The 12,464-nt window shown below is 62.0% G+C and carries 12 protein-coding genes; 7 read left to right on the top strand and 5 right to left on the bottom strand.

Going from position 1 to position 12,464, the window contains the following annotated elements; all coding sequences use genetic code 11:
• Window positions 1-7: 7 nt before the first annotated feature.
• Window positions 8-925: a 1,4-dihydroxy-2-naphthoate polyprenyltransferase gene (locus tag AC6IZO_RS01680; protein ID WP_497807350.1), complete on the bottom strand. Its 918-nt coding sequence runs from the start codon at window positions 923-925 to the stop codon at window positions 8-10.
• Window positions 926-1,217: 292 nt separating this feature from the next.
• Here AC6IZO_RS01680 and htpX point away from each other — a divergent pair, with 292 nt between their 5' ends.
• The 6 genes from htpX (at window position 1,218) to AC6IZO_RS01650 (ending at window position 7,714) form a co-directional block, all read left to right on the top strand.
• Window positions 1,218-2,084 carry a zinc metalloprotease HtpX gene (gene htpX / locus AC6IZO_RS01675; RefSeq protein ID WP_497807348.1) on the top strand — a complete coding sequence of 289 codons (867 nt, stop codon included), beginning with the start codon at window positions 1,218-1,220 and terminating at the stop codon, window positions 2,082-2,084.
• A 266-nt stretch (window positions 2,085-2,350) separates the two neighbouring features.
• Window positions 2,351-3,979 (top strand): ArnT family glycosyltransferase, encoded by a 1,629-nt coding sequence (locus AC6IZO_RS01670; protein ID WP_497807346.1) that lies wholly within the window; start codon window positions 2,351-2,353, stop codon window positions 3,977-3,979.
• A gap of 48 nt (window positions 3,980-4,027) precedes the next feature.
• On the top strand, window positions 4,028-4,984 hold the full coding sequence (locus AC6IZO_RS01665; RefSeq protein WP_497807344.1) for an AAA family ATPase: 957 nt from the start codon (window positions 4,028-4,030) through the stop codon (window positions 4,982-4,984).
• Window positions 4,985-5,213: 229 nt separating this feature from the next.
• Window positions 5,214-5,684, top strand: a complete 471-nt coding sequence (locus AC6IZO_RS01660) for a DUF4149 domain-containing protein (RefSeq protein WP_497807342.1) — start codon at window positions 5,214-5,216, stop codon at window positions 5,682-5,684.
• A 195-nt stretch (window positions 5,685-5,879) separates the two neighbouring features.
• A complete protein-coding gene (gene ychF / locus AC6IZO_RS01655) occupies window positions 5,880-6,965 on the top strand; it encodes a redox-regulated ATPase YchF (protein ID WP_497807340.1) in 1,086 nt (361 codons plus the stop codon).
• A 14-nt stretch (window positions 6,966-6,979) separates the two neighbouring features.
• Entirely contained in the window at window positions 6,980-7,714 is a 735-nt protein-coding gene (locus AC6IZO_RS01650) for a ZIP family metal transporter (RefSeq protein WP_497807338.1), read from the top strand.
• A 78-nt stretch (window positions 7,715-7,792) separates the two neighbouring features.
• On the opposite strand, the gene AC6IZO_RS01645 is transcribed toward AC6IZO_RS01650, so the two are convergent.
• Both AC6IZO_RS01645 and arsB read right to left on the bottom strand, forming a co-directional pair.
• A complete protein-coding gene (locus tag AC6IZO_RS01645) occupies window positions 7,793-8,209 on the bottom strand; it encodes an arsenate reductase ArsC (protein WP_497807336.1) in 417 nt (138 codons plus the stop codon).
• The gene (gene arsB, locus AC6IZO_RS01640) at window positions 8,206-9,297 is read right to left on the bottom strand and encodes an ACR3 family arsenite efflux transporter (protein ID WP_497807334.1); all 1,092 of its coding nucleotides are present in this window, start codon (window positions 9,295-9,297) and stop codon (window positions 8,206-8,208) included. The genes AC6IZO_RS01645 and arsB overlap by 4 nt, the downstream gene beginning before the upstream one ends.
• 173 nt (window positions 9,298-9,470) lie before the next feature.
• Here arsB and purB point away from each other — a divergent pair, with 173 nt between their 5' ends.
• Window positions 9,471-10,844, top strand: a complete 1,374-nt coding sequence (gene purB, locus AC6IZO_RS01635) for an adenylosuccinate lyase (protein ID WP_497807332.1) — start codon at window positions 9,471-9,473, stop codon at window positions 10,842-10,844.
• Window positions 10,845-10,925: 81 nt separating this feature from the next.
• Here purB and AC6IZO_RS01630 read toward each other — a convergent pair whose 3' ends face one another.
• Both AC6IZO_RS01630 and larB read right to left on the bottom strand, forming a co-directional pair.
• Window positions 10,926-11,402, bottom strand: coding sequence for a MarR family winged helix-turn-helix transcriptional regulator (locus AC6IZO_RS01630; protein WP_497807330.1), 477 nt, complete (start codon window positions 11,400-11,402; stop codon window positions 10,926-10,928).
• Window positions 11,403-11,459: 57 nt separating this feature from the next.
• A complete protein-coding gene (gene larB, locus AC6IZO_RS01625) occupies window positions 11,460-12,206 on the bottom strand; it encodes a nickel pincer cofactor biosynthesis protein LarB (RefSeq protein ID WP_497807328.1) in 747 nt (248 codons plus the stop codon).
• Between the last annotated feature and the right edge of the window lie 258 nt (window positions 12,207-12,464).

Here is a 12,464-nt window from a genome sequence, read left to right as displayed (position 1 = left end):
AAAACAACTATCTTCCAATCAGGATTCCGGCCAGGAAAAGCAGGCCGTAGACGGTGTTGGTCTGCGCCACGCGCTGCATGGCAACAATCATCTCCGGCAGCGTGGCGCGGCGGAAGCGCATGATAGCGCTGCGCCCGGTTACGAGGCTTCCCAAACACAGCAGCAGCCACGGTGAGCCCTGTTTGGCCGCCACCAGTCCGGCGGCCCATAGGTTCGCCGCCGCAATGCAGGCGGCCAGGAACCACACGGCCCGCCGATGCCCCAGCAGAATGGCCAGCGTGCGGCGTCCGCTGGCTTTGTCGCCTTCCAGATCGCGGATGTTGTTCGCCGTCAGGATGGCCCCGATGAGGATGGCGAACGGGATGGACGCAAGCAGTTCGCGCAGCCCTATGCTGCCCTGCTGGATGAAGCACGCCAGAAGCACGATGCCGGTGCCCATGAAGCCCCCGGCAAACAGCTCTCCAAAAGGTGTGGCGGAGATGGGATGCGGCCCCGCTGAATACGAGATGGCGACCAGGATGCACACAAGACCGATGACTGCCAGCCACCAACTGCTGCTGGCGCAGATATAGACGCCCAAGGCAAGCGCCACGGCCACGGTCGCAATGGCCGTGGTGAGGATGATGCGCGGAGCCACCTTGTCCTCGGTGATGGCCCCGGCGATGCCCACGGACTCTTCCGTATCGAGTCCTTTCACGTAGTCAAAGTACTCATTGAACATGTTGGTGGCAGCCTGTATGAGCGTGGAAGCCACGAACATAGCCACGAAGAGCGGCCAGCGCACATGCCCGGTTGTTTTGTACGCCAACGCCGTGCCCACCAGCACGGGGATGAACGACGCCGTCAGCGTGTGTGGACGAAACAGCCGCCATGCAATGGAGAGCGTTCCGCGACGCCCGGTTTCTGTGGCCCCTGTGTTCGACAAGAATGCGTTCCTTCAAGAAATGAAATGGGAGCGGCGGCTCCAGTTGCTGCAAGCTTTCAATTTTCGATCTTAAATCGCCCACGGACAAAACGGCCTTGCACAACGACACAGGCCGGTGCGCCAAGTCCATAATTCGTTGATTTATATAGCTATTCCGTAAGCGCCTCCCGAGGGGAACCTTCTGCGGCAAAATTGCGTAGAACATACTGGAGGGGTGTGCGTGGATGCCGGCCGTCGGCGATGCTCACGGGTTGGCCGCGCCTGCGTCTCATGCGATAGCATCTAACAAGCTATGGGAAACAATTTCAAAACCGTTTTGCTGCTGGGAGGCATGACTGCCTTCGTCATCGTCGTCGGGCAACTGCTCGGGGGCTCGCGCGGGGCTGTGTTCGCCCTGGTGCTGGCAGCGGCGATGAACTTCTTCAGTTACTTTTTCAGCGACAAGATCGCCATCATGTCGAGCGGCGCGCAGCCGGTTTCGCGTGAGGAACTACCGCAACTCTACGCGATTGTGGAGCGGCTGACGGCCAAGGCCAACCTGCCGATGCCGAAGCTCTTTGTGATTCCGACGGATTCGCCGAACGCATTCGCCACGGGCCGCAATCCGCAGCATGCGTCGGTGGCCGTGACTCAGGGCATCCTGCGCCTGTTGAGTGACGATGAGTTGGAAGGCGTGCTGGCCCACGAACTGGGCCACGTTCGCAATCGCGACATCCTCATCAGTTCGGTGGCCGCTACCCTGGCCGGCGCCATCACGCTGCTGGCGCGCATGGCGTACTACGGAGAGCTGTTCGGAGGCCTTGGCGGCCGCGATCGTGAACGCGACGGGGGCGGCATCATTTCCGCGCTGGCCATGATGATCCTGGCTCCGATCGCGGCCATGCTGATTCAGATGGCGGTTTCGCGCTCGCGCGAGTTCGAGGCCGACGCCACGGCGGCGCGCACCACGGGCAATCCGTATGCGCTGGCCAGTGCCCTGCGCAAGATTGAGGAATGGTCGCAGCGCATTCCAATGGCGGCTTCACCCGCAACGGCGCACATGTACATCTCCATGCCGAGGCTGGGAAGGAACTTTGGCAACCTGTTCAGCACGCACCCGCCCACGGCCGAGCGCATTGCGCGCCTGACCGGCATGCGCATGGAGCAGACAACGTACTAACCACCGTTTGTGAGACAGTGAGCGCCCGGCTTCGGCCGGGCGTTTCCATTACCGCAAGTCGCGCACGGAGGCCACCGCAAGAAAACTTCAGGCAAATCAGCATCAGAGACCGTGCCGCGCCGCTCGCCTTTCACCACCCTCGCGCGTCACTAGAAATAGCCCTGGTGGAAGCCAGATAGGACGCGCCTTCCGCGTGTTCCGTCGTGCCGCCGTACAATTTCATCCAAGGAAGACCAGTGCCTGAAACCTCAGAAGATTCCAGTCCTGTGAAGACGCGCTCAACTCTTGCAACCGTTCTCGGTTGGCTTGCGGTGCGGATTGAACGGCACCAGACCCTGCTGGCTTTGGCGCTGCTGGCCGTGATTGCGCTCTCCGGACTCGGCCACGCCGCGCAGCGGATGTTCACCTACGACGAGCAGATCTCCTGGCGCACGGCGCGAATGAGCGCTCGTGCCATCTGGGACTTTTATGCGCAGGGGCTGGATACCACCGGCCCGGTACCATCGCTGATCGCCCATGCCGGACTGTGGCTGCCGCAGTCGCCGGAGATTGCCCTCCGCGTTCCGTTCCTGCTGGCCTTCGCGGCCATGTGCTGGGGACTGTGGACATTCCTGCGGCAGCGGTACGCGGCAGGCTTCGCCTTGGCCGTGCTCGTACTTCCACTGGAGCTGATGAAGCTTGTGTATTTCCGCACCGACGCGCGCGCCTACGCCATCATGCTTTGCGCGGCGGGTGCGGGCATGCGCCTGTGGCAGATAGCCTCCGAAGGCAAGGCCCGGCCCTGGAGCGTCTTCGGGCTGTGGCTGGCGCTGGCCGTGGGTATGAGCGCGCACTTCTTCACTGTTTTTTTGTTCGTGCCCTTTGCCGTGGCGCAACTGGTGCTTGACCGTGCACGCAAGCGCTTCGACTGGCCGGTCTGGTCGGCTCTGGCGTTGTTTCCACTCGGCTGGCTGCCGCTGGCTCCGGGTGAGCTGCGTGCACACAAGCTCTATGCCGGAAACTTCTGGAGCAAGCCCACGCTGGAGAACCTCGGTGACGCCTACGAGCAGATGATCGAGTCGAGCTGGCCTATTATCTTCGTGCTCGGCATCTTCGTCCTCGGAGTGGTGATCTGGCGCTGGAACGCCGCGCGACGAACCGAAGGCGCACAGACGGCCTACCGCGCTGACATTGTGGAACACACGGGCCTGCGACGGGCGGAGTGGGTACTGGTCATCGGGATGCTGCTACTGCCGCTGGTGGCCTGGTGCGCGGCGCAGGCCATCGGGGCCTTCCAGCATATCTATGTGATTTCCTACGCAGCCGGGCTGACGGTGGCGATTGCAGCCGGCGTGGCCGAGCTTGCCGGGCGCAACGCGCGCACGGGCGTTGTGTTTCTGGCGCTGATGGCCGTGCTGGCCCTGGCTGACAACAACGGCGCGGAGGCAGTGGACGGCGTGCTGGCGCTGGCCGATCGTGGCGAGGCCCAAGCCGAGTTGCAGCGGCGCTTCCAGTCCACCGATTGGGTGCGCTGGCTCGAGCACTCCAGCCTGCCGGTGGCCGCCGACAACGAGACCTACGTGAAGCTGGCCCTATATGGCTCGCCCGCGCTGGCCGCGCGCAGCTACGCCATCACCAATCTTTCCGAGGCCGGCCGCTACCCGCGCGCCATGACCGACCAGAACAACATGCGCTACTTTGGCCGGCAGATTGGTTTTCAATCCATTGATATTGGCGACTTCCAGCGACACAACCAGCACTTTCTGCTAATACAGCAGCGCCCGCACCGCTCCTATGAATGGATCACCAACTGCCTGCTGGAGCAGCGCAAACAGAGCGGCAGCCCGCGGCTGGAGATGCGCTACATGGATGGCGAGGGGCGCCTGTTCATCCTCGAAGGCTCCTCTACCTTTTAGAGCGCCGCATGAGCGCTGTTTCTGCGGTGCCTGCGCTACAATCAAGCCATGTCGCAAACCGCTCCGGTCCTGCTTGAACGCGCCACGCAGTTGGAGTCCACGCTGCGCACCGTCATTCGCGGCAAGGACGAAGTTGTGCGCCTTGCCCTGGTCGCCATCCTGGCCAAAGGCCACCTGCTGATTGAAGGCGCACCCGGCGTGGGCAAAACCACGCTGGCGCAGGCACTGGCGCGCGCCATCGCCGGTGAGTTCCAGCGCGTGCAGTTCACCAGCGACCTTCTGCCCAGCGACGTGCTCGGCATCAGCATCTACTCGCAGGAGAAGCAGACCTTCGAATTCAAGCGCGGCCCCATTTTCACCAACATTCTGCTGGCCGACGAAATCAACCGCACCACGCCGAAGACGCAGTCCTCTCTGCTGGAAGCAATGAACGAACGGCAGGTCACGGTGGACGGACGTCCGCACCCTCTGCCCAAGCCGTTTCTCGTCATCGCAACGCAAAACCCCGTGGAGCACCACGGCACCTATCCGCTGCCGGAGTCGCAGATGGACCGCTTCATGGTTCGCGCGCGTATGAGCTATCCGGAAGCTGCCAGCGAGCGCGAAATTCTGCGCGGCACCGCCGGCGCCGTGCAACTGGATTCCGTGAAACCGGTGGTGACGGCCGAAGAAGTTGTGGAACTGCAAAAGGCAGTGAAGCAGGTCACGGTCGATGATTCGCTGATCGACTACGCGCTGCAGATTGTGCAGCGCACGCGGCAGAATGACCACCTCTCACTCGGCGTTTCGCCACGCGGCTCGCTGGCGCTCTACCACGCCGCTCAGGCCATGGCCTACCTGGAAGGCCGCGCCTTCTGCACGCCGGACGACTTCAAGAAGCTGGCCGTGCCCGTCTTTGCGCACCGCGTGGTGGTGAACGCGCGCTACGCCTCAAACCTGAAGAAGGCTGACCAGAACGACCAGTTGCTGCGCGACATTGTGGCCAGCGTCCCCGTGCCGGTGTAGTTGATTTCCGAATTTTCGAATTTCAATATTTTTGAATTTGGAAACCGCATGCCCTGACGTGTCTACAATTGTCGGCCTGCGGTTCGCAGGAATTTCAAGTGCACCTGACGCGCCTGTTCAAAAGCTGCCGAAACTTTTCGCAACCATTCGCACTCTTTTCTTGTCCATAGAACAGGACACACGAAATCTTCCGTCCCGCTTCACAGACTCCTACAAGGACTATTCCCGAATGACTTTTCTTCGCTTTCTTGCCTCCCTTGCGCTGGCCCTGTGGCTGGGCGCCATCCTGTTCTTCGGCATTGCGGTTGCACCCACGGCGTTCGCCGTGCTGCCCACGCACGCGCTGGCCGGGGAGGTTGTCTCCCACTCGCTCGACAAGCTGCACTGGCTGGCCTGGGTTTGCGGCCTGCTGCTGATTGTGCTGAACCTTGCAAGCCCGAAGCTGCGCGGCAAGGGCTCGCTCGGCTGGGCCAAGATTGTGCTGGTGGTGGCCATGCTCGGCCTGACGGCCTACACGCAGTTTGGCGTGGGCAAAACCATGCTGGCGCTGCGCACAAACATGGGCGTCATCGACAATGTGCCCAGGGACGACCCACGCCGCGTCGAATTCAACCGGCTGCACAAGTACAGCGAGGGTGCGGAAAAGGCCGTGTTTGCACTCGGCTTGGGCGTGCTGCTGCTGAGTTCGCGTCGCGATTAGCCGCGCAGTTCGGCGCGGACGGAATCCCCATATCCCCCGCCCGCAGAACAGTCACGCCGCGCTTATGCGCTGATATTTGCGAGCGCGTTTCGCCGTATCCGCCGCAGTCGTTTATCATGGAGACTGAGCGTTTGTGCGCCGTGGGTTTCTCCGCGCGCAGTGCGCAGCCGGATAGAGGCGACACTCGAAAAGATTATGAAGATTGGCATTATTGGCCTGCCGCAGGTGGGCAAAACTTCTCTGTTCAAGATTCTGACCAAGGCCGACGTCAGCAACCGAGGCTTTGCCAACCCCAAGGAAGCACACATTGGCATTGCCACCGTGCCCGACACGCGCCTGGACAAACTGGCCGAGCTTTGCAATCCGAAGAAGCTCATCCACGCTCAGGTGGAATACGCCGACGTGGCCGCCATCGGCCAGGACGCGCTGAAGGAAACCGCGTTCCTTGCCAACCTGCGCACGGTCGACGCGCTCTGCCACGTGGTGCGCGCCTTTGAGGATGACTCCATTGCGCATGTTGGCAGCATTGATCCGCTGCGCGACATCAAGAACGTCGATTTCGACCTCGTTGTCAGCGACCTTGGACAGGTGGAAGCCCGCCTGGAGCGCATGAAGAAGGACCTGCTCAAGCGCAAGACTCCGGAGCTGGAAAAGGAGAACGAACTCCTCATCCGCGCCAAGGCGCATCTGGAGACCGAGCGTCCGCTGCGCGAGATGGAGATGACGCGCGAGGAGAAGAAGATCGTCCGCGGCTTCATGTTCCTGAGCGAGAAGCCAATCCTCTTCGTGCTGAATATCAGCGAGAGCACCACGCTTGGCAAGGACTTGGAAGAAGCCATCGCGAAGTACAACGTGACCGAAGCGGCCAGCCGTCTGAACACCGGCGCCACCGCCATCTGCGGCAAGGTGGAAGCCGAACTGGCCGACATGAGCGACGAGGAAGCCGCCGAATTCCTTGGCAGCTACGGGCTGACCGAGAGCGGCCTCTCGCGACTGGTGCGCAAGAGCTACGAACTGCTGGGCCTGATCTCGTTCTTCACTGTGGGCGAGGATGAATGCCGCGCCTGGACGATTGAGAAGAACATGCGCGCGCAGAACGCCGCTGGCGCCATCCACTCGGACCTGGAAAAGCACTTCATCCGCGCCGAGACCATCCACTGGGACACCCTGCTGGAACTTGGCTCGGAAGCCGCCGCGCGTGCCGCCGGCAAGTTGCGCCTCGAAGGCAAGGACTACATCGTGCAGGACGGCGATATTCTGCACATTCGGCACAGCGGATAACAGGGATCTGACGAATGACACCGCTTGAACTCTCCCTCGTGCTTGGCCTAACGGCCGCCGGCGCTAATGTGGCTGGCGGCGCCATTGTGGCGCGCAACCACTGGGAGCCCCATTTTCTGAAATACTTCATGGCCCTGGGCGCGGGCTTCATGCTCGCCACCTCGGTCACGGAGATGTTGCCCGAGAGCATTGCCCTGAACGGGGAGAACGCCGCGTTCCTGGTGCTTGGCGGCTACCTGCTCATACATTTTTTCGAGCACGCCGTTACACCGCATTTCCACTTTGGCGAGGAGACGCACCACGACGAATGCGTGACGCGTCCGCACCATGACACCAGCGTGCTGCTTGGCCTGCTCATTCACACGTTCTTCGACGGCATCGCCATCGCCAGCGGCTTCCAGGTTTCCAACTACCTGGGATGGGTCATCTTCCTTGCAATTTTCCTGCACAAGATTCCCGAAGGCTTCACCATCGCCAGCGTGATGCTGGCCAGCGGCCGCACGCGCATGCGCGCGTGGATGGCCTCCGTGCTGCTGGGCCTGGCAACCTTTGCCGGAGTGCTCGCCATGAGCGTGACGCAGCAGGCGGTGAAGTTTGGTCTGCCCATCTCGGCCGGCGTCACCATCTACGTTGCGGCCAGCGACATCATTCCCGAGGTGAACCGCGAGCCCGGCGTGAAGATGCCGCTGCTCGTCTTCGTCGGCGTGGCCGCGCTGTTCGTGATGGAGCACGTCTTCCACCTGCACTAGCCGCAATTTGCGCAGATACGTGAAACGCTCCGCCGAGGCGGAGCGTTTCCATTTGCGGAGAACCGCATGGAGCGGCGCTTAATTGTGTGTTTGCAGAAACTGCTTCACGCGCTCCTCAATCTCACTCCGTACGCGGCGGAAGACCTGCATGCGCTCCTCGTCGGAACCAGCGGCCTCTGCCGGGTCTATGAGCGGCCAGTGCTCGCGCACGGCGCGCCCCGGAAAGATTGGGCACTGCTGTTTGGCGTTGTCGCAGACGGTGATGACGAAATCGAACTCGATGCCAAGAAATTCCTCGAGGCTCTTGGAGCGATGCTGCGAAAGATCAATTCCACACTCGCTCATCGCGCGGATGGCCAGAGGGTTCACCGTAGAAGGCTTTGTACCGGCGCTGTGAACCTCAAAGTGCTCCCCACCGAGCGCCCGCAGAAAACCTTCCGCCATCTGGCTGCGGCAGGAATTGCCCGTGCAAAGGAACAGAACCCGCTTCTTCATCGGCACTTCCCCGCGCACTCCGGCACAGCCACAGAATCATCCGATGCGGCGGCCGGAAAGTACCGGCGCTGGAACCAGAAGGCGACGTTCACCAAGGCGATCATGACCGGCACCTCCACCAGCGGGCCGATGACGGCGGCGAACGCGGCGCCGGAGTTGATGCCAAAGACCGAGACGGCAACCGCAATGGCCAGCTCAAAGTTGTTGGAAGCCGCCGTGAACGAGAGCGTCGTGGTCTTTGAGTAGTCCGCGCCCAACTTGCGGCCCATGTAGAACGAGACCACGAACATCAACACAAAGTAGATGAGCAGCGGCACCGCAATGCGCAGCACGTCGAGCGGCAGGCGCACAATGTATTCGCCCTTGAGCGAGAACATGACGACGATGGTGAACAGCAGCGCGATCAACGTGAGCGGTCCCACGCGCGGCACAAAGTTGTGCTCATACCACTCGCGCCCTTTGGCGCCGAGCAGCACCTTGCGCGTCAGGAAGCCGGCGATGCACGGCACGCCCAGGTAGATAAATACGCTCTGCGCAATCTGCCCGATGGAGACGTGCACGGCCATGCCACGCAGGCCAAACCACTGCGGCAGCACGGTGATGAACGCCCACGCATAAACCGAGTAGAAGAACACCTGGAACAGCGAGTTGAACGCCACCAGCCCGGCAGCGTACTGCGTATCGCCCTTGGCCAGCTCGTTCCACACAATCACCATGGCAATGCAGCGCGCCAGGCCGATCATGATCAGCCCCGCCATGTACTCCGGATACGCGCGCAGGAAGACCACCGCCAACACGAACATGAGGATCGGCCCAATCACCCAGTTCTGAACCAGCGAAAGCGTGAGGATGCGCTTGTCGCGGAAGACCTCGTGCAGTTCCTCATAACGCACCTTGGTGAACGGCGGGTACATCATCACGATGAGGCCTACGGCGATGGGAATAGACGTGGTGCCCACGCTGAAGCGGTTAAGGAATGGAACCAGCCCGGGAACCAGCCACCCGGCGATGATTCCCAGGGCCATCGCGGCAAATATCCATGCGGTTAAATAGCGGTCTAGAAATGCGAGCTTTCCGGTGCGTGCCATGAGGAGACCGTAGCACAACATATTCGCTAATTCAAATATGTTTTTCAGCCCGCAGGACGCCTATCACTTAGGGCCTCGGAAGCTCTCCGGAGCGGCTGTGCGGCGGCCCTCTCACCTGCTAAGATATTAGGTTCCAACCGATTCGAAGAGCCAACCAGCCCAAGGAGACTGCCGTGATTCCGCGTTATACACGCCCTGAGATGGGCCGCATTTGGAGCGACGAAAACAAGTTCCGCACCTGGCTTCAGGTGGAAACCGCCGCCAGCGAAACGCTGGCCGAAGCCGGGCTGGTGCCGAAGTCGGCCGCCCGCGCCATCAAGAGTAAAGGCGATTTCGACCTGAAGCGCATTCAGGAGATTGAAGCCGAGGTCAAGCACGACGTCATCGCCTTCACCACCGCGGTGGCCGAAAAGGTCGGCCCCGAGTCGCGCTGGCTGCACTACGGGCTCACCTCGAATGACGTGGTGGACACCGCGCAGGCGCTGCTGGTGAAGCAGGCCTCAGCCATCATCCGCCAGGACATCGTCGCCTTCCTTGAGGTACTCAAGCGCCGCGCCTTCGAGTTCCAGCACTCGCCGCAGATTGGCCGCACCCACGGCGTGCATGCCGAACCAATCACCTTCGGACTGAAGGTCGCCATCTGGTACAGCGAGATGCAGCGTAACCTGGAGCGCTTTGACCTGGCCGCCGAGCAGATGCGGGTGGGCAAACTCTCCGGCGCTGTGGGCAACTGCGGACACCTTGAACCGGAGTACGAGGAAGCCATTTGCGAGCGGCTCGGCCTGAAGACCGCCGCCATCTCGTCGCAGGTGATTCAGCGCGACCGCCACGCCTTCTACATGGCAACCCTGGCGGTCATTGCCAGCACGCTCGACAAAATCGCCCTCGAAATCCGCCACCTGCAGCGCACCGAGGTGCGCGAGGCGGAAGAGTTCTTCAGCGAGAAGCAGAAGGGCTCCTCGGCCATGCCGCACAAGCGCAACCCGGTCACCTGCGAGCAGATATGCGGACTGGCGCGTGTGGTGCGCTCGAACTCGCAGGCGGCGCTGGAAGACGTGGCGCTGTGGCATGAGCGCGACATTTCGCACTCCTCGGTGGAGCGCGTCATTCTGGTGGACTCCACCACGCTGACCGACTACCTACTGTCCAAGACCACCAACCTGATCGACAAGCTGATGGTCTACCCCGACCGCATGCTGCGCAACCTGAACTCCACGGGCGGGCTGGTCTTCAGCGGACAGCTTCTGCTCGACCTGGTTGAGGCCGGCGTGCTGCGCGAAGATGCCTACCGCATTGTGCAGCGCAACGCCATGCAGGCCTGGCGCGAGGAGATGCCCTTCCGTGACCTCATCTTCCACGACGATGAAATCATCAACCGCGTGGACAACGACACGCTGGAGCGCGCCTTCGACCTCGACCGCCAGCTCCGCAACGTGGACAAAATCTTCAAGCGCGTCTTCGGCAAGAGCGCCCCGGAAACCAAGGCCGCGCAGAAGACCACGGCCAAGCGCATTCTGGAAGCTGCGAAGTCCCGCCGCAAGCGGTAACACGGCGATTCAATCCGGCAGAAACACAAAGGGCGCGGAGTACTCCGCGCCCTTCCCTTTTGCAATCCTGAATTCTCTTCGCTACTGCTCGCGGCAGCGTGCTTCGTCCAGCAACTTGATGAGGTCGCGCAGACGGCGTTCGCCCATGTGTCCAAGCAACCCGAGGCCGAAGTCATCGATGGGGCGGTCCATTTTGCGCAACAGGTCGAGCCCCTTGGGGCCGATGCGGGTGATGACCACGCGGCGGTCGCGCACATCGCGCTTGCGCGTGATCCAGCCGGAGCGCTCCATGCGGTCGAGCAGGCGCGTGATGTCCGGGTCGCGCTTGACCATGCGCTCGCCAATCTCCCCGCACTTCAGGCCGCTGGGCTCGGCGCCACGCAGAATGCGCAGCACGTTGTACTGGGTGGGCGAGATGCCGAACGGCTTCATGGTTTCAGCCGCCCGGGACTGCAACTCGTCGGCGGTGCGTTGCAGCGCGAGGAACGCTTCCTGCTCAATGTTGTGGAAGGGCTCGTTCTGCTTCAGCTCGGCTTTTAGGTTTTTCTCGGCGTTCACAATATATGTGATAACGATAAACCGCCGTGCGATGCAAGAAAAATCGTCTTACGAAATCTATAGCCGGTTGATGAGCGAGGCAACATAGCCCGCGCCAAAGCCGTTATCGATGTTGACCACCGTGACATTGGAGGCGCAGGAGTTCATCATGCCCAGTAGCGCGCTGACTCCGCCAAAGCTGGCGCCGTAACCCACGCTGGTGGGTACGGCAATCACCGGCACGCCAACCAGCCCACCAACCACGCTCGGCAGCGCGCCCTCCATGCCGGCGCAGACGACGATGACCCGCGCATGGGCCAGGATGTTCTGGTGGGCCAGCAGCCGGTGCAGACCGGCCACGCCCACGTCAAAGACACGCGTTACGTCATTGCCCATCAGCTCGGCGGTCAGCACGGCTTCTTCCGCGACAGGAATGTCGCTGGTTCCGGCCGAGACGACGACGATGGTGCCCTTGCCGTGCTTGTCATGCCGTTGGCGCAACACCAGCGCGCGCGGCAGTTCGCAGAACTCCGCGTTCGGCACCAGCTCGCGCACGGCGGCCACCTGCTCCTGGTTGACGCGCGTGGCCAGCACGTTGTTGCCGCGCTCGGCCAGCTTCAGAAAGATCTTGGCAAGATGCTCGGGCGCCTTGCCCGGCCCGAAGATGACCTCCGGCGCGCCCACGCGCAAGCCGCGATGATGGTCGACCTTGGCAAAGCCGAGGTCCTCAAACGGCAGCGTCTTCAAGGCGTCCATGGCCTCGCTGGGGGAGACCTCCCCGGCACGGACTTGCTCCAGCAGATTCTTTAAGCTCTCAATGCTCACGCCTTGAGCCTATCAAAACCGGGCGGCGGATAACAGGGTACATGCCTCGGAGGCCCGGAAATGGCGTGTTCTGCGCGCTTGACACGCCCATCGTACAGGCCGGTAACCGCCGCCGTACAAGGCCCGATGAGTTGCGGATTCGTGATTCGAGTGGAACCGATCGCAATGCCTTCCCCGAACGGGAAGCCGCGCGTGCGCGCGCAAAATCAGCACTCCAGCGCCGCGGGCGTTCGCCCGTTTCTGAGGATGTTGCAGCAA

Source organism: Oryzophilus luti, from assembly GCF_059726245.1.
Note: the sequence above shows the minus strand (reverse complement) of the source record. Positions and strands in the feature narration are given on the sequence as shown.